Source organism: Streptomyces sp. NPDC029122, from assembly GCF_055569445.1.
Genome location: NZ_JBVHWK010000033.1, coordinates 71,944 through 87,782 on the forward strand (window position 1 = coordinate 71,944; position 15,839 = coordinate 87,782).

Sequence of the window (15,839 nt, forward strand, 5' to 3'; positions counted from 1 at the left end):
CCCGGATTCCGCGGACCGGCGCCCTGCGGTCATGACCCCCCTACGGGCGCCGGGCACCCCCTGAGGGCCGAACGCCCCTGTTCCCACGCGCCGCGGATGTGCGCGGCGAGACGGTCCTCCAGCAGGAGCGTCGCCGCGCAGCCGAAGGCGACATCGGCCTCCAGACCCGGCTCCTCGGCGAGGAGGCCTCCGATGACCTCGTGCCGTACGACCTGCTCGTGGACGGCGTCGGCCTCCACGTGTTCGGCGTAGAAGTGCTCGGCCGCCGGTCCGGCCCCACAACGGCGCATGGCCTTGGCGAGGCGCCGCGACCCGGGGGAGGAGGTCACCTCCACACACGCGAAGTGCCCGACCAGGGCCCCGCGCAGGGCCCGGTGGAGGCCCAGCAGCGACATCAGGTTGACCGTGGCGAGGAGGGCCGCCGGAGCCCGGTCCAGGTAGTGGCCGTACGAGCTGTCCAGGCCGAGGTCCTCCATCAGGTCGGCGAACAGGCGGGCGTGGATGCGCTCGGGACGGCCCGCGCCGAACTCGTCGTACTCGATGGCGACCATCGCCGCCTTGGCGCGGCCGCTGAGCCGGGGGATCACCCAGGCGTGCGGGTCGGCCTCCTTCAGGTGGTACAGGGAGCGCAGGGCCGCGTACTCGCGCAGCTGCCACAGCTCGCCCTCGGTCTCCAGGTAGTGGCTGAGGCTGCCGCTCAGGTCCACGGGCTCGACGAGGAGCGGCCCGAACGCCTCCGCCACGGTCCTCGGGGCCCCGGCCGTGGACGTCCGCAGGGCGTGGAGGAAACGGTCCTCCAGGGCCCGCCGCAGCCGCAGCAGGTCCGGATCCCATTCGAGGGTGTCGTCCACGCCCGCGAAGCCGCGGTAGTGCAGCTCGTACAGCAGGTAGAGGGAGAGGTGCAGGTCCTCGCCCCACGGGTCGGCCCTCAGGACCGCCGCGGTGGTGTGCGCGGGGGCGCCGCCGCCGCGCAGCGAGTCCACCACGGCACGGGACAGAGGTCCGCGTGCCGCCGCGGGCTCGGGGGGCCGGGCGGCGCCATGGGTCGTGCGGGCGGGGGCGGTCATCCGTCGCTCCTGTCCTCGGGCGCCGCGGTGGCGCGCTCGCGCGGGCGGTGACTGGTGTCGCACCAGGGGTACGTACGGCTGCGGCGGCAGGTGCACACGGCGACCATGAACCGGTCCGAGCGGACGGTCGTCCCGTCGTCCAGGACGATCTCGACCGGCCCCTCCACCATGACCGGACCGCAGCGGTCCACGGACACCCGCCGGGGCTCAGGGGCGCTGGGCACGGATGATCACCAGTTCTTCCTGCTCGGTGCCCTCCTCCGCCAGGCCCTGCTGCTCCAGCCAGAGCCTGCGCGAGCGCAGCACCGGCCCCCACGGCACCGAGGCCCGCTCGGCGACCCGCGCGGACATGCCCTGCCGGTCCAGCAGATCCAGGGTCTGCCGTACCCCGCACATCCCCGAGTGCACCATCAGCAGGACGCCTCCGGGCCGCAGCAGGGCCGGGGCGGCCGCACAGATCCGGTCGATGACGGCCCGGCCGTCCGTCCCCGCGTCCCAGGCCCGCTGGGCCCCGCCGGTGGGGAGACGGGCGTCGGGGCAGGGGACGTAGGGCGGATTGGCCAGGACCAGGTCGAAGCGGCGTCCCCGGGTGCGGGCGGCGAAGTCGCCGTGCAGGACGCGCAGCCGCAGGCGCTGGCGCCAGCCGTTCAGCCGGGCGGCCAGTACCGCGGGCCAGGCCACGTCGACGGCGGTGACCTCGGCGCCCCTGGCCGCCGCGCGCAGGGCGAGGGCGCCGGTGCCCGTGCCGATCTCGACGACCTCCGCGCCCGGGCGCAGCGGCTCCCGGGCGAGGGCGCCGGCCAGCAGCAGGGTGTCGGCCTGGGGTCGGTACACGCCGGGCAGCGCGATCAGGCGGGGCAAGGGGTCGGTGTACGTCAATGCGGTGCTCGGCACGGGTACCTCCTGGGGGCCGGACCCCGTCGGCGAGGACGGAGCCGCGGCCGGGAGCGGGCGAGGGGTCATGGGCGCTGCGGGGTGTCGTGGCCGGCCCCGGGGCCGTCGGGCTCCCGCCAGGAGTCCTGTCGGGCGCGGGCCGCGGGATTCTGGTCCGCCGGCCGCGCGCCGGGGTCCCGGCGGGCGGCCGCGCGCCTGCTGCCGTACCAGAAGGCGCCGACCAGGAGCGTGGCGACGACCACGCCCGCCAGGATCAGCAGGAGGGACGGGGAACCGGAGGCCGCTAGGGCGTCTGAGGCGATCATGGGCCTGCGCCTACCCGCAATCGCGACGCTTGCACATCACGGGTCCACATCACTCGTGCGCGTCCCGGGCGGGTACCGGGGGTGCTCACGGGTACGCGTCACGGCACGGGGGCCGCGTCCCCGGCCGTCCGTTTTCGCCCGGCGGCGAAGGGCACACGGTCGGCATGGACCAGTCGAAGACCCCCGTGCTCGACGCCCTGGCGGCCTATCACGCCGAGGGCCAGACCCCGTTCACACCCCCCGGCCACAAACAGGGCCGCGGCGCCGACCCCCGGGTGCGGGCCGTCCTCGGCGACGCGGTGTTCGCCTCCGACGTACTGGCCACCAGCGGCCTGGACGACCGCATCGCCTCCCAGGGCGTGATCGAGGAGGCCGAGGCGCTCATGGCGGACGCCGTCGGCGCCGACCACGCCTTCTTCTCCACCTGCGGCAGCTCGCTCTCCGTGAAGTCGGCCATGCTGTCCGTCGCCGGGCCGCACGAGAAGCTGCTGATCGGCCGGGACGCCCACAAGTCCGTGGTGTCCGGCCTCGTCCTCTCGGGCATCCGGCCCGTCTGGGTGGACCCCCAGTGGGACGCGGAGCGCCACCTGGCCCACCCGCCGTCCGCGGAGGCCTTCGAGGCGGCGTTCACCGAACACCCCGACGCCCGCGGCGCGCTGGTGACCACCCCGACCCCCTACGGCACCTGCTCGAACCTCGCGGCCATCGCGGACGTCTGCCACCGTCGCGGCAAGCCCCTCATCGTCGACGAGGCCTGGGGCGCCCACCTGCCCTTCCACCCCGACCTGCCGACCTGGGCCATGGACGCCGGAGCCGACGTCTGCGTCACCTCCGTGCACAAGATGGGCTCGGGCCTGGAGCAGAGCTCGGTCTTCCACCTCCAGGGCGACCTCGTACGGCCCGAGGTGCTCAGGAGCCGCGAGGACCTGCTCGGCACGACGAGCCCCTCCGTCCTCGTGTACGCGGCCCTCGACGGCTGGCGCCGCCAGATGGCCGAGCAGGGGAAGGCCCTCTACGGGGAGGCCCTCGCGCTCTGCGACGGGATCCGCGACCGGCTCTCCCGCATCGACGGCATGCGCGTCCACGGCAGGGAGGACTTCTGCGGCCCCGGCCTGGCGGCCGACATGGACCCCCTCCAGATCATCATCGACATCAGCGCCTGGGAGGTCACCGGCTACCGAGCCGCCGACTGGCTGCGCCGCCATCACCGGATCAACCTCCACGTCGCCGACCACCGCCGCATCAGCGCCCAGGTCACGCACGCCGACGACGCCGGGACCGCCGACACCCTGGTGTCGGCGCTCACCGACCTCGCGGCCCACGCGCCCGGGCTCCGCACCGGACAGCCCGTACGGGTCCCCTCGCCGGCCGGGCTGCGGCTGGAGCAGGCGGTGCTGCCCCGGGACGCCTTCTTCGGGCCCACGGAACAGGTGCCGTGGGAACGGGCGGAGGGAAGGGTCGCCGCCGAGATGCTCACTCCGTACCCGCCGGGGATCCCGGCCGTACTGCCCGGCGAGCGGCTGGGCGGCGCCGTGCTGCGCTACCTCCGGTCCGGGATCGAGGCGGGGATGGTCGTGCCCGACGCGGTCGACACGGAGGTCAAGAGCGTCCGCGTGCTCCGCGAGGAGGGATGAGCCGGCCGGAATTTCCTCCTCCCCGGGGGACATGAGCTGCCGGGACGTGGAAACCCGCAAGGCATGACGGATATCGCGAAGCGGGACCGGGACGACGGAGAACCCGAGCGCGGGGCCACCGGCGCGGGCGCCGGGGCGGGCCCCGGCCCCGGGATCGAGGAACGCGCCCCCGACGGGCCCACCGAACTGCCGAAGCGCTCCTGGAGGGCAGTGCTGCGGGGCACCGTCAGGGAGTTCGCGAACGACGAGCTGGCCGACCGCGCCGCCGCCCTGACCTACTACGGGGTGCTGGCGGTCTTCCCCGCCCTGCTGGTGCTCGTGTCCCTGCTGGGCATGGCCGGCGAGTCCACGACCCAGCAGGTACTGGACCACCTGCGGAACCTCGCCCCGGGCTCGGCCCGGGACGTACTCAGTGACGCGGTGCGGCAGTTGCAGGGTCGCAGCGGCGTCGGGTCGATCCTGGCGGCCGTCGGTCTCCTCGTGGCCCTCTGGTCCGCCTCCGGCTACATCGGCGCGTTCATCCGCGCCTCCAACGCCGTCTACGACGTGGCCGAGGGCCGCCCCGTGTGGAAAGTGCTGCCGCTCCGGCTGGCGCTCACCGTGACCTTGATGGTCCTCGCCTGCGCCGGGTCGCTGATCGTGGTCTTCACCGGGGGACTGGCGAAGCAGGCCGGCAACGCGCTGGGCATCGGCGACACCGCGCTGACGGTGTGGTCGTTCGCCAAGTGGCCGGTCCTCGTGCTCCTCGTCACGATCATGATCGCGCTGCTCTACTGGGCCGCCCCGAACGCCAAGGGCCGTGGGTTCAAGTGGATCACCCCCGGCAGTCTCCTCGCCCTGGCGATCTGGATGGCCGCCTCGGCCGGCTTCGCCTTCTACGTCGCGAACTTCGCCTCGTACAACAAGACGTACGGGACCGTCGCGGGCGTGATCGTCTTCCTGGTCTGGCTGTGGATCACCAACCTCGCCATCCTCCTCGGCCTGGAGTTCGACGCGGAGATGGCCCGGCAGCGCGCCATCGCCGGCGGGCTCCCCGAGGACGAGGAGCCCTACGTCCAGCCGCGCGACACGCGCGCGTGGAGCGAGGAGGACCGCCGCCGGATGGACTGACGCCGGCCGCACGGGCCGGCGTCCCCCTCCGGCGGAGTCCGCGGTCACCGCTGTCGCACCCGGGGTAAGACCACTCCGCACCCGACGCCGACTTCGCGCCCGCGCGGGGCGCCACTGGGCCGGATGGCCGCGCCGGGATGCGGACGGGCGCCCGGCATGAGGGCATGGCGGGGGCGGCACATCGGTGCCGCCGTCACCGGACGATCGGAGTGAACATGCCCAAGAAGGGCCAGGACCGGCAGAAGACCCGTCAGCAGGAGCAGTCGGAGAAGTCGGTCCCGAAGAAGGACGCGGGCCAGCGGAAGGCACCGTCGACGTCACAGCAGGGCAAGCGCACGGGTGACACCGGCGAAGAGGGCCAGACGGGCACGGGCAGCTCCGCCATGTGACACCGCGCGAGCAGCTGTGCGGGGCCGGCCGCCGGCACGCGGACGGCCCCACCGCTGTTCCGGGCCGGCCCGGCCGCGGGGGACCGGCAACAGGACCCCGCGGAGCCACCTTGAACCCCCGGACGGGACATGAATGAGCGAATGCCGGTCATACGGCCGGTGGAGGGCGGTCACGGCGGACCGCCCCGGTCGGAAGGAGCCGCAGCAGTGACCGACAGCACCCGTACGGACGTACTCCTCGAGCCCCGCCACGAAGGATCCCTGGACGGACCGTGCCGCTCCGCGGAGCGGGAGGTCTTCGCCCGGGCCGCGTACGAGCACCCCGTGGCCGCCCGGGCGCGCGAGGAGGCCGCGAAAGCGGTGTGCCGCGGCTGCCCGGTCCGCCTGCCCTGCCGCCGCCACGCCCTGGCCGAACGCATCCCGCACGGTGTCCGCGGCGGACTCACCCCGGACGAGCGCCACCTCCTCCTGGCACACCCCGCCTGACGCGCCCGCGCCGCGGCCGGGGCGGACGGGCCGGTGACGGAACCCGGCCCGGACGCCGCTCCGGCCCCTCAGCCCCTCACGCGCCGGTCGCGCTCGGCACGGCCAGCGGATCCCGCGGGGCCTTCCCCTTCTCCTCTTCGAGCCGGGCACCGAGTTCGGTGAGTCGGTTGCGGCCCATGGCCTTGCGCACGTCGGGGAACCACTCCTGTTCCTCTTCCTCGACGTGGTGGCGGACCTGTTCCATCAGCACGCTCATCTTGGCCTTGAAGCGCTCGTCGGCCGGGTCCATGCCCTTGAGCTCGGACAGCATCCACACCACCGCGTGGTGCTCCTCGATGCTCTCCAGGATGTGGTCGGTGGTGTCCGGGGCGGCTTCGCGGGCGGCCGGATAGAAGATCCGTTCCTCGATCCAGGCGTGCACGGTCAGCTCCTCGATCACCTGGTCGGCGATCCGGCGGCGGTCCGCGGTGTCGTCGTCGCCGGTCTTCTCGAACTGCTTGAAGAGCTTCTCCACCGTCTTGTGGTCGTCACGCAGCAGCACGATCGCGTCCATATGTCTCTCCACCTCACTCGGGACGGTCCGCAAGCCCCCTTCCCGCCGCTCCCGTCCCACCGACGCCCCGGACCCGGAAACCACCCGTACGCCGCCGAACCGGCGTACCGCCACCCACGACGCGGGGCCCCGGCCCGTCGGTCCGCCGCCCCCGGTGGCATGAAGCGGCCCCGACCGGACAGGGGTGGGGGGTGGACATGAAGGACACGGTCGTGGTGGTCACCGGGGCGTCCAGCGGGATCGGCCGGGCCACCGCCCTGGAGTGCGCGAAGCACGGCGCACGGGTCGTCCTGGCCGGCCGCAGCGTGCCCGCACTGCGACAGGTGGCCCGCACCTGCGGTCCGGGCGCGCTGGTGGTGCCCGCGGACGTCACCGACGAGCGGGCGGTGGAGGCGCTGGCCGCTGCCGCCGTCGGCGCGTTCGGCCGCATCGACGTCTGGATCAACGCCGCCGCCGTGGGCATCCTGGGACGGTTCGACCAGGTGCCGCCGGCCGAGCTGCGGCGGCTGCTGGAGGTCAACGTCCTCGGTGTCGTACACGCCGCCCGCGCCGTCGTCCCCGTCATGCGGGACCAGGGCCGGGGCATCGTCATCGACATCGCCTCCCTGCTGGGCGGACGCGTCCAGGCGCCCTACATGGGCGGCTACGCCATGTCGAAGGCGGCGCTGGTGACCTTCGACGCGGTGCTCCGCGAGGAACTCGCCCTGCGGGGGGACGACGGGATCTCCGTCTGCACGATCCTGCCCACCGGGGTGGACACGCCCTTCTTCCGGCACGCGGCGAACCGCACCGGCAGGGAGCTGCGGTCCATGCCCCCGGTCGCCACACCGGAACGCGTCGCGCGGGCCGTCGTGCGCACGGTCCGCCGTCCCCGCCCCCGCGTCCTCGTGGGCCCGTACGCCCGGACCATGGCCGCCGGACAGGCGCTGGCCCCCGCCGTCCTGCGCCGGGCCATCGCCCTGCGCACCGAACACGCCTACCTCGGCCCCGCCGGCACCGCGGCCCCAGGCCCCGGAATCCTCCACACCCCGTGCGGGTCGAGCGCCGCCGTGCACGGGGGCCGCCACGGGGGCCTGCGCACCGCCGGCCGGCGGGCCGGAGCCGTCGCCGGCGTGCTGCTCGCGACCCGCGCGGCACTGCGCCGGGCGGAGCCGCGGAGACGCTGGCGGGCTTGAGCTCCGTCAGCCCGGGTAGACGCGGCTCTCCGGACCCTTGAGAGCTGGACGGAGGCGAGGTCATGGCAGTACAGCACCGACTCGTGCGGTGCCGGCCCGAGCGGGTGTGGCAGGTCCTCGGCGACGGCAGCGGATACGACCGCTGGGTGGTCGGCACCCATGACGCCCGCGAGGAGGACGGAGGCTGGCCCCGGGAGGGCGCGGCCCTGCGCTACCGGCTCAAACTCGGCCCGTTCACCTACGACGGACACACCGTCGTCCGCGTCCACCAGCCGCCCGAGCGGCTCGAACTCGAAGCCATCGCCGGAGAGGTGAGCGCGCGCATCGCCTTCGACATACGGCCCTGGGGCGGGGACACGCTCGTCATCGTCGACGAACACCCGCTGCGCGGCCGTGGCTGGACCGTCCACCACGCCGCCGTCGACGCCGTCCTCCAGGTGCGCCACCGCCTCATGCTGGCCCGCCTCGCCCGCGTCTGCGAAGAAGGAGACGGCAGCCGTGGCGGATCCTGACGCGGTGGTCATCGGCTCCGGCCCCAACGGCCTGGTCGCCGCCAACCTGCTGGCCGACGCCGGCTGGCGGGTCCTGGTCCTCGAGGCCCAGCCCCTGCCCGGCGGCGCGGTGCGCAGCGACCGCGGCCTCGACCCCGACTACGTCCACGACCTCTTCAGCGCCTTCTACCCCCTCGCCGCCGCCTCGCCGGTGATCCGCGGCCTGCGCCTCGAGGAGTACGGCCTGCGCTGGAGCCGGGCGCCCGCCGTCGTGGCCCACCCCCGGCAGGACGGACGGTGCGCCGTCCTGGCCGCCGACCCCCAGACCACGGCCGCCTCCCTCGACGGGTTCGCCACCGGCGACGGGGCCGCCTGGGAGCGCCTGTACGCGCTGTGGGAGAAGATCGGCGCCGACCTGCTCGACTGCCTGTTCACCCCCTTCCCGCCCGCCCGCGCCGGTCTGCGCCTCGCGGCGCGCCTCGGCTACGGCCAGGCGCTGCGGGTGGCCCGCACCATGCTCCTGCCGGCCAGGCGCTTCGGTGAGGAGGAGTTCGCCGGCGAAGGCGGACGCCTCCTCATCGCCGGCAACGCCCTGCACGCCGACCTGGCCCCCGAATCATCCCTCGGCGGCGGCTTCGGCTGGCTGATGTGCATGCTCGGCCAGCAGTACGGTTTCCCCGTGCCCGAAGGCGGCGCCGGAGCCCTCACCGACGCCCTCGTACGCCGTCTCACCGCACACGGCGGCACGGTGCAGTGCGGAAGCCCGGTCGCCGAAGTCGTCGTACGCGAAGGCCGCGCCGCCGGAGTGCGCACCGAGGACGGCACACCCGTACCGGCCCGCCGGGCCGTGCTCGCCGACATCCCCGCCCCGATGCTCTACGGCCGCCTGCTCGCCCCCGACCAGCTCCCCGCCGGGCTCCGGGCGGACCTGCGGCGCTTCCAATGGGACTTCTCCACCGTCAAGGTCGACTGGGCCCTCTCCCGGCCCATCCCCTGGAGCACCCACGGACCGCGCACCGCGGGGACCGTCCACCTGGCCGACAGCGTCGACGAGCTGACCCTCTTCGCCGCCCAGATCGCCACCCGGCACGTACCGGCCACGCCCTTCGCCGTACTCGGTCAGATGACCACCGCGGACCCGACCCGCTCACCGGCCGGCACCGAGTCGGCATGGGCGTACACGCACGTCCCCCAGCACATCGCGGGGGACGCGGGCCCCGACGGCATCACCGGCCGCTGGGACGAACGGGACCGCCAGGCCATCGCCGACCGTCTCGAAGCCCAGGTCGAGCGCTACGCCCCCGGGTTCACCGCCACGATCCGGAGCCGCCGCGTGCTGACCCCGCCCGACCTCGAACACCTCAACCCCGCCCTGCACGGCGGAGCCGTCAACCAGGGCACCACCCAGCTCCACCAGCAGCTCGTCTTCCGGCCCGTCCCCGGCGGCGGCCGCCCCACCACTCCCGTCCCCGGCCTCTACCTGGCCTCCGCCACCGCCCACCCCGGCGGAGGAGTCCACGGCGCGCCGGGGGCCAACGCGGCGCGCACCGCCCTGCGCACCCACCGCCTCCAGCGGCTGCGCCGACCGCTCCGACCGCGCTGACCCGAAGGACACGGGGGCCGGGGCACTGGGCCGGTGGCGGGAGTCGAGCCCGCCCGCACGGTGTCGCGCTGGTCGCACCCCCCGGTAGCGCCTACGGTGGCCCTACCGGAGGGGAGGAAGACGGCATGCACGGCGAACGCGACGGCGGGACCGGCAGTCCTGGCGTCGAGGTCGAGCCTCGCGACGGAACGACCGTGGTCCGGCCGCACGGCGAGATGGACCTCACCCGCGCCCACGGATTCCGTCAGGCGCTGCTCACCGCCCTGGCCACCGAAACCCGCCCGCACACGGTCGTGGTCGAACTGCGGCACCTGTCCTTCTGCGATTCCTCCGGACTGAACGCCCTGCTGAACGCCCGGGCGGTCGCCGCCGACACCGGTCAGGACCTGCGCCTCGCCGCCCCCACCACCCAGTTCACGCGCCTGCTGCGGATGACCGGGTGCGCGGAACTGTTCACGATCGACCCCCTTCCCCCCTCCCAGGACTGAACGCGACGCCCACCGCGGCGGTACGGGTAGAGTTTCCGACGGCGAGGATTGCTGCCGCGGTCCCGCCCGTCGCGGTGCCGGGGCCGAAGGCGTCCCCGGCGAAGATCCGATCCTTGCGGGAGCTTCCCGCGTCCTGCCGCACACCCCCGGCCCGTCCGCAGCGGGTGTGCCCGAGCACGACAGGTTCCCCGTTCCTTGTCTTCCGCTTCCCTCACGTCCCCCGCAGCGCGACTGCGCGGTCTGCGCCCCGACTGGCTCTCCGACCCGAAGGTCTGGCGCGTCGAGGTCCTCGGGGGCCTGGTCGTCGCCCTCGCGCTGATCCCCGAGGCGATCTCGTTCTCGATCATCGCCGGTGTCGCCCCGGCGGTCGGCCTGTTCGCCTCGTTCACGATGGCGGTGGTCATCTCGGTCGTCGGCGGCCGCCGCGCGATGATCTCCGCGGCCACCGGAGCCGTCGCCCTCGTGATCGCGCCGCTGAACCGTGAGCACGGCTTCGGCTACCTGGTCGCCGCCGTCATCCTCGCCGGAGCCTTCCAGATCGCGCTCGGGGCGCTGGGCGTCGCGAAGCTGATGCGGTTCATACCGCGCTCGGTCATGGTCGGCTTCGTCAACTCCCTCGCGATCCTGATCTTCATGGCCCAGGTCCCCGAAATGCACCAGGTGCCCTGGCCCGTGTATCCGCTGCTCGCGGGCGGCCTGCTGCTGATGGTGTTCCTCCCCAGGATCACCACCGTGGTCCCGGCCCCGCTCGTCTCGATCGTCATCCTCACCGTGATCACCGTCGCGGCCGGGATCGCGGTCCCGACGGTGGGGGACAAGGGCGCACTGCCCTCCTCCCTGCCGGTCCCCGGTCTGCCGGACGTCCCTTTCACCTGGGACACCGTGACCACGATCGCCCCCTACGCGTTCGCGATGGCGCTGGTCGGCCTCATGGAATCCCTGATGACGGCCAAGCTCGTCGACGAGATCACCGATACGCACTCCTCGAAGACCCGCGAGTCGATCGGCCAGGGCATCGCGAACATCGTCACCGGCTTCTTCGGCGGCATGGGCGGCTGCGCGATGATCGGGCAGACGATGATCAACGTGAAGGTGTCCGGTGCCCGCACCCGCCTGTCCACCTTCCTCGCCGGGGCGTTCCTGATGGTGCTCTGCCTCGCCTTCGGGCCGGTCGTCTCCGACATCCCCATGGCCGCCCTCGTCGCCGTCATGGTCATGGTCTGCTTCGCCACCTTCGACTGGCACTCCATCGCCCCCAAGACCATCAGGCGCATGCCCGCAGGCGAGATCACAGTCATGGCCGTCACGGTCGCCTGCGTCGTCGCCAGCCACAACCTGGCCGTCGGCGTCGTCGCCGGCTCCGTCACCGCGATGGTCATCTTCGCCAAACGCGTCGCCCACCTCGCCGAAGTCACCGCCACCACCGCACCCGACGGCACCAGCGTGGTCTACACGGTGACGGGCGAACTGTTCTTCGCCTCCTCCAACGACCTCGTCGGACGGTTCGGCTACGCGACCGACCCCGACAAGGTCGTCATCGACCTGTCGGCGGCGCACGTCTGGGACGCCTCCTCGGTGGCGGCCCTCGACGCCATCGAGACGAAGTACGCCCAGCGCGGCAAGTCGGTCGAGATCGTCGGCCTGAACGACCCCAGCGCGGATCTCCACCGCAAGCTCAGCGGCGAACTCGCGAGCCATTAGCCCGGCGACGGTGATGTTCCGCCGTCGACGAAACGCCTTGGCCGTCGGCCGGGGCCGGGCTAGGTTGGCCGCCATGCGCGAAGTGATCACGGACGGCGGCAGGACGCTGGCGGTGGAGGAGTGGGGAGTGCCCACCGGGCTGCCCGTCGTCTACCTGCACGGCAGCCCCATGAGCCGACTGGCCCGACACCCCGACGACGCTCTGTTCCGCACGTTCGGCGTCCGCCTGATCACCTACGACCGGCCCGGCTTCGGGTGCTCCACGCCCTCGGCGGGGCGCCGCGTCGTCGATGCCGCCGCCGATGTGGCCGCCATCGCCGACACCCTGGGACTCGGCCGCTTCGCGGTGCTCGGGGTGTCCGGGGGCGGCCCGCACGCGCTGGCGTTCGCCGCCGTGCATCCCGGCCGCGTCACGCGGGTCGGGGTGCTGGCGAGTCTGGCACCGCGCGACGCGGCCGGGCTGGACTGGACCGCCGGGATGAACGAGGGCAACCGCCGCAGCGCCGCCGCGGCCCTGACCGGACGGCACGCCGTCATGGAACACCTCGCGAACGTCGGAACGGCCGGGCTGCCGCCCCTGCCGGAGGTCGAACAGAGGGTCCTTTCCCGGCCGGACATCAGCGCCATGCTGGGCGCGGCCTTCGCCGAGGCGGTCCGTCCCGGGCTGGACGGCTGGGTGGACGACGTCATGGCGCTCTTCGGCACCGGCTGGGGGTTCGACCCCGCGACCATCAGCGTCCCGACCCGACTGTGGCACGGTGGCCTGGACACCCTCGTCCCGCCGGCGCACGGCGAGTGGCTGGCCGCGCGCATTCCGTCCGCGACGCTGACCAGGCAGGCGGATGCCGGGCACGGCGGCCATTTCGACGCCACCCCCGCGATGCTCGGCTGGCTCGTCGGTGACGCCGAAGGCGCGGCCGCCTCCACCGAGCGGCACGGTTGACGACGAGGCCGCGGTCGCCGGTGCGACGGAGACGGCGGTGGGCAGGCGGGCCATGTTTCGCCGTCCGACCGGGCTCGGGCGGTCGCGGCTGTGAGATGGTGAGAGGGATGGAACAGCCTGGTTCCGTCGCTTGAGGCTTCTTTCTCCCGCCCCTTCGGTGGGCCTCGGCATGGTGGTGCCGTCGCGGCTTTGAACGCCGGGCATGTCACGGCTCCGGCCGTGCGACCGGACTCCGCGGCCCCCGCGGGCCCCGTTTTCCCGGGCTGCCGCCCCGATGAGGGAGAGGCCCCATGAAACCGTACGTCGCCCAGGTCCAGTTCCTCGGTTCCCTCGCGATACTCACCCTCTGCCCGGGTGTCGGCAGGTCGTCCGCGGCCGGCTGCCGCGAGCGCTTGGACCGCGTCCTCACGCTGATCCCGGTGTCGGTCCGTTCGCTGGTCCTGGACGCGGACCGGATCCCGGCCCCGGACGTGACCGCGGTCGCGGGCGCCTTGCGGGAGTGGGCTTCGGGGCGCCAGGTCACCGTGTCGGTGCTCTGCGGCTCCTGGCCGCCACGGCCCGTCCCCTTGTCGCCGTCGCCGCCGCCGTCGCCGTCGCCGTCGCCGTCGCCGTCGCCGTCGCCGTCGCCGCCGGACGCGGTCGCCGTGCGGCGGGCCGTGGACGCGCGTGTGCTGGCGCAGTGGGCGACGGGAGTCCGCCGGGCGCGCCGGGACCACCACCCCTGCTCCCTGCCCTGAACCCCGGTACGGGCTGCCGTGCGATGCCGCTGGCCTGCTGGAACGCGGCCACCTGACGGGCCCGCCACCGATCGCCGCGCCCGGGGCTTGCGGCGGATTCGCAGCCGGAGGAACCATCGGTTGAGGTACCCCTCACCAGGGGCGCGTCCGCACGCGACAGGCCGTTTCGGGGTGAGGTGAGACGGTATGGACTACGACTTCCAGATCACGGCGCAGCGACGGGGGCCCACCCTCCACGTGGCCCTGGCGGGCGAGCTCGACCTGGACAGCGGGCCGGCCCTCGCCGATGTCGAGACGCCCTCCAGGACGCCGCCGCCGCACAGCGCGCGGCCGGCTGCGAGGCCGCCGGGAGTCCGGGCGGACCGGGAAACGACGGCCTGCCACGGCGGCGGCCCGCGCGGGACCCCTCGCACCGCTGGAGCAGGAGCAGGAGCAAGGGCCCGGGCGGGCGTGACCGCCGACGAGCGCGCGCCGACGCGGTGACGGGCGTCTGCTTGGGGCTCGAGGTCCCGGGCTTTTCACAGGCGTACGGCGAGGGCTGCGATGTCGTCGTCGAGCCGTCCTCTGCTGTAGCGGAGGAGGTCGCGGTGAAGGGCCGCGAGCAGCTCTCCGGGCGGTGCCGGGGGCTGCCGGCGCATCCAGGCCGCCAGCGGGAAGAACTCGCCGTCGCGGGCGCGGGCCTCGGCGATGCCGTCGGTGTAGAGGAGCAGCAGGTCGCCCGGGGCGACGTCGTAGGTGTCGACGTAGTAGTGGTCACCGATCAGTTCCGCGAGGCTGAGCAGTGGTGCGGGCGTGGCGGGGTCGAGGACACGGAGTCTCCTGCGGTTCAGGAGCATCGGGGGAGGGTGTCCGCAATTGAGGACGTTGATGCGTCCGCCGCCGTGCGGGATCTCGACGAGCAGGGCGGTGGCGAAGCGCTCCATCGGCCCGTCGGGGGGAAACGCGGCGTTGTAGCGGGTGCTGCTGGCGTCCAGCCTGCGTGCCACGTCGACCATGTCGGCTTCGCCGTACGCGGCTTCCCGGAAGGCGTTGACGATCGCCGCGGCCGCTCCCACGGCCGGCAGGCCCTTGCCCCGCACGTCACCGATGAGCAGCCTGACCCCGTACGGCGTGTCGACCCCCTCGTAGAAGTCCCCGCCGATGCGGGCCTCCGCCGCGGCCGCGAGGTACAGCGACTCGATCTCGACGTCCCCCAAACGGCGTGGCATGGGGCTCAGCACCACCTGCTGGGCCGCGTCGGCGACCAGCCGCACCTGAAAGAGGGTGCGCTCGCGCTGGAGCCGGACGTGGCTGCCGTAGGCGGCTGCCACGGTGACCGCGATGATGCCCGCGGCCGTCCACCACGTTCCAAGATCGGGGAAGACGAGGCTGAGTCCGATCATCAGAATGAGGCAGACCGTCCCGAGCAGCACGGTGGGGAGGACCGGCCACATGGCGGCGGCCAGGGCGGGCGCCGCCGGCAGCAGGCGGCTGAAGGCCATCTCCGGCGGAGTGTTGTAGGCCAGGGTGGCGATGACGACGGTCAGGGCGACCGGCGACAGCCGCACAAGTCTTCCCGGCCCGGGGCGCCGACGGAGCCGCGGCCGTCCGGACTCGATCACACTTCACAGTATCTGCCCGACGGGGGCACGGCGCTCTGAGGGAGGCGGCGCGCTGCCCGGCCCGGCCGGCGCGGCCTACGCCCCGAGTGCCGACTGACCAGCAGTCCGGCTCGGGTCCGGGAGTGGTCCGGGTCACGCGTCGCACAGGTGGTGGGTGGATACGGGGGGTGACTTTCGGGGGGTGGGGCGGTGAGGCGCCCCACAGGAGGCAGATCACATTCGGCCCGGAATAGTAGTCCGGTCGGGGTGGCTGGTGGCCGTGGTGTGTCTGGGTCGGTGGGGTGTGGTGGGGTGGGTCTGCGGGGGGGGGGGGGGGTCTGCGGGGGTGGGTAGTAGGTGGGGGGCGTTGCCAGGGCGGCGGGGGGCTGGCTAACTGGTGTTGTCGCCGAGGCGGCCGGGGCGCTTGGCCCCCCGCCGGTCGGATCCCTCTCCTCCGTGTGAGTGGCTCACGCATGTTTCGGCATGCGGCGACCGTCCTTGTTCCCGTCGGAAGGTTCCTCCGTGTCCAACGCTGTCATCCGCCGCATCGCCGCTTCGAAGAAGGCCCTCGCCGGTACTGTCCTCGCTCTGGGCGTCGCGGGTTCCATGCTCGCCTCCGTTCCGGCGCAGGCCGCTCCGACGGGTGCGAAGGCGATCGCCCAGCAGATGATCAAGGACCCGGT

17 protein-coding genes are annotated in these 15,839 nt (G+C 73.7%); 11 read left to right on the forward strand and 6 right to left on the reverse strand.

Going from position 1 to position 15,839, the window contains the following annotated elements:
- Positions 1-29: 29 nt before the first annotated feature.
- The 4 genes from ACZ4WZ_RS29555 to ACZ4WZ_RS29570 all read right to left on the reverse strand — a co-directional run bounded on the left by ACZ4WZ_RS29555 (position 30) and on the right by ACZ4WZ_RS29570 (position 2,266).
- Positions 30-1,067 carry an iron-containing redox enzyme family protein gene (locus tag ACZ4WZ_RS29555; protein ID WP_467895173.1) on the reverse strand — a complete coding sequence of 346 codons (1,038 nt, stop codon included), beginning with the start codon at positions 1,065-1,067 and terminating at the stop codon, positions 30-32.
- A complete protein-coding gene (locus ACZ4WZ_RS29560; RefSeq protein ID WP_467895225.1) occupies positions 1,064-1,237 on the reverse strand; it encodes a CDGSH iron-sulfur domain-containing protein in 174 nt (57 codons plus the stop codon). Before ACZ4WZ_RS29560 ends, ACZ4WZ_RS29555 begins: the two co-directional genes overlap by 4 nt.
- Positions 1,238-1,274: 37 nt before the next feature.
- The gene (locus ACZ4WZ_RS29565; RefSeq protein ID WP_467895177.1) at positions 1,275-1,961 is read right to left on the reverse strand and encodes a HemK2/MTQ2 family protein methyltransferase; all 687 of its coding nucleotides are present in this window, start codon (positions 1,959-1,961) and stop codon (positions 1,275-1,277) included.
- Between the two features lie 65 nt (positions 1,962-2,026).
- On the reverse strand, positions 2,027-2,266 hold the full coding sequence (locus tag ACZ4WZ_RS29570; RefSeq protein WP_467895179.1) for a DUF6479 family protein: 240 nt from the start codon (positions 2,264-2,266) through the stop codon (positions 2,027-2,029).
- A gap of 164 nt (positions 2,267-2,430) precedes the next feature.
- Here ACZ4WZ_RS29570 and ACZ4WZ_RS29575 point away from each other — a divergent pair, with 164 nt between their 5' ends.
- The 4 genes from ACZ4WZ_RS29575 (at position 2,431) to ACZ4WZ_RS29590 (ending at position 5,885) form a co-directional block, all read left to right on the forward strand.
- Complete coding sequence (locus tag ACZ4WZ_RS29575) at positions 2,431-3,900, forward strand: aminotransferase class I/II-fold pyridoxal phosphate-dependent enzyme (RefSeq protein WP_467895182.1); 1,470 nt, start codon at positions 2,431-2,433, stop codon at positions 3,898-3,900.
- Positions 3,901-3,963: 63 nt separating this feature from the next.
- Positions 3,964-5,010: a YihY/virulence factor BrkB family protein gene (locus ACZ4WZ_RS29580; RefSeq protein WP_467895185.1), complete on the forward strand. Its 1,047-nt coding sequence runs from the start codon at positions 3,964-3,966 to the stop codon at positions 5,008-5,010.
- A 215-nt stretch (positions 5,011-5,225) separates the two neighbouring features.
- Positions 5,226-5,399, forward strand: a complete 174-nt coding sequence (locus ACZ4WZ_RS29585) for a hypothetical protein (RefSeq protein ID WP_467895188.1) — start codon at positions 5,226-5,228, stop codon at positions 5,397-5,399.
- Positions 5,400-5,606: 207 nt separating this feature from the next.
- Positions 5,607-5,885 carry a WhiB family transcriptional regulator gene (locus ACZ4WZ_RS29590; RefSeq protein ID WP_467895191.1) on the forward strand — a complete coding sequence of 93 codons (279 nt, stop codon included), beginning with the start codon at positions 5,607-5,609 and terminating at the stop codon, positions 5,883-5,885.
- Positions 5,886-5,961: 76 nt separating this feature from the next.
- Here the strand turns inward: ACZ4WZ_RS29590 and ACZ4WZ_RS29595 are convergent, their stop codons facing one another.
- The gene (locus tag ACZ4WZ_RS29595) at positions 5,962-6,438 is read right to left on the reverse strand and encodes a hemerythrin domain-containing protein (protein ID WP_467895194.1); all 477 of its coding nucleotides are present in this window, start codon (positions 6,436-6,438) and stop codon (positions 5,962-5,964) included.
- Between the two features lie 197 nt (positions 6,439-6,635).
- Between ACZ4WZ_RS29595 and ACZ4WZ_RS29600 the strand changes: the two genes are divergently transcribed.
- From ACZ4WZ_RS29600 to ACZ4WZ_RS29630, 7 genes are all read left to right on the forward strand, one after another.
- On the forward strand, positions 6,636-7,613 hold the full coding sequence (locus ACZ4WZ_RS29600; RefSeq protein WP_467895228.1) for an SDR family NAD(P)-dependent oxidoreductase: 978 nt from the start codon (positions 6,636-6,638) through the stop codon (positions 7,611-7,613).
- 62 nt (positions 7,614-7,675) lie between these two features.
- Positions 7,676-8,125: an SRPBCC family protein gene (locus tag ACZ4WZ_RS29605; RefSeq protein ID WP_467895196.1), complete on the forward strand. Its 450-nt coding sequence runs from the start codon at positions 7,676-7,678 to the stop codon at positions 8,123-8,125.
- Complete coding sequence (locus tag ACZ4WZ_RS29610) at positions 8,112-9,707, forward strand: phytoene desaturase family protein (RefSeq protein ID WP_467895199.1); 1,596 nt, start codon at positions 8,112-8,114, stop codon at positions 9,705-9,707. Before ACZ4WZ_RS29605 ends, ACZ4WZ_RS29610 begins: the two co-directional genes overlap by 14 nt.
- A gap of 125 nt (positions 9,708-9,832) precedes the next feature.
- Positions 9,833-10,195: an STAS domain-containing protein gene (locus ACZ4WZ_RS29615; RefSeq protein ID WP_467895201.1), complete on the forward strand. Its 363-nt coding sequence runs from the start codon at positions 9,833-9,835 to the stop codon at positions 10,193-10,195.
- A gap of 195 nt (positions 10,196-10,390) precedes the next feature.
- Positions 10,391-11,896, forward strand: coding sequence for a SulP family inorganic anion transporter (locus ACZ4WZ_RS29620; protein ID WP_467895203.1), 1,506 nt, complete (start codon positions 10,391-10,393; stop codon positions 11,894-11,896).
- A gap of 73 nt (positions 11,897-11,969) precedes the next feature.
- Positions 11,970-12,839 (forward strand): alpha/beta fold hydrolase, encoded by an 870-nt coding sequence (locus ACZ4WZ_RS29625; protein ID WP_467895205.1) that lies wholly within the window; start codon positions 11,970-11,972, stop codon positions 12,837-12,839.
- Positions 12,840-13,129: 290 nt separating this feature from the next.
- Positions 13,130-13,576 carry a hypothetical protein gene (locus tag ACZ4WZ_RS29630; protein ID WP_467895208.1) on the forward strand — a complete coding sequence of 149 codons (447 nt, stop codon included), beginning with the start codon at positions 13,130-13,132 and terminating at the stop codon, positions 13,574-13,576.
- 518 nt (positions 13,577-14,094) lie between these two features.
- On the opposite strand, the gene ACZ4WZ_RS29635 is transcribed toward ACZ4WZ_RS29630, so the two are convergent.
- Entirely contained in the window at positions 14,095-15,123 is a 1,029-nt protein-coding gene (locus ACZ4WZ_RS29635; protein ID WP_467895211.1) for a PP2C family protein-serine/threonine phosphatase, read from the reverse strand.
- Positions 15,124-15,839 lie beyond the last annotated feature (716 nt).

Bases quoted from the DNA above. Each gene is read 5' to 3' on its own strand.
- ACZ4WZ_RS29555 (WP_467895173.1), bottom strand. From the start codon at position 1,067: ATGACCGCCCCCGCCCGCACGACCCATGGCGCCGCCCGGCCCCCCGAG.
- ACZ4WZ_RS29560 (WP_467895225.1), bottom strand. From the start codon at position 1,237: ATGGTGGAGGGGCCGGTCGAGATCGTCCTGGACGACGGGACGACCGTC.
- ACZ4WZ_RS29570 (WP_467895179.1), bottom strand. From the start codon at position 2,266: ATGATCGCCTCAGACGCCCTAGCGGCCTCCGGTTCCCCGTCCCTCCTG.
- ACZ4WZ_RS29575 (WP_467895182.1), top strand. From the start codon at position 2,431: ATGGACCAGTCGAAGACCCCCGTGCTCGACGCCCTGGCGGCCTATCAC.
- ACZ4WZ_RS29580 (WP_467895185.1), top strand. From the start codon at position 3,964: ATGACGGATATCGCGAAGCGGGACCGGGACGACGGAGAACCCGAGCGC.
- ACZ4WZ_RS29585 (WP_467895188.1), top strand. From the start codon at position 5,226: ATGCCCAAGAAGGGCCAGGACCGGCAGAAGACCCGTCAGCAGGAGCAG.
- ACZ4WZ_RS29595 (WP_467895194.1), bottom strand. From the start codon at position 6,438: ATGGACGCGATCGTGCTGCTGCGTGACGACCACAAGACGGTGGAGAAG.
- ACZ4WZ_RS29600 (WP_467895228.1), top strand. From the start codon at position 6,636: ATGAAGGACACGGTCGTGGTGGTCACCGGGGCGTCCAGCGGGATCGGC.
- ACZ4WZ_RS29605 (WP_467895196.1), top strand. From the start codon at position 7,676: ATGGCAGTACAGCACCGACTCGTGCGGTGCCGGCCCGAGCGGGTGTGG.
- ACZ4WZ_RS29615 (WP_467895201.1), top strand. From the start codon at position 9,833: ATGCACGGCGAACGCGACGGCGGGACCGGCAGTCCTGGCGTCGAGGTC.
- ACZ4WZ_RS29625 (WP_467895205.1), top strand. From the start codon at position 11,970: ATGCGCGAAGTGATCACGGACGGCGGCAGGACGCTGGCGGTGGAGGAG.
- ACZ4WZ_RS29630 (WP_467895208.1), top strand. From the start codon at position 13,130: ATGAAACCGTACGTCGCCCAGGTCCAGTTCCTCGGTTCCCTCGCGATA.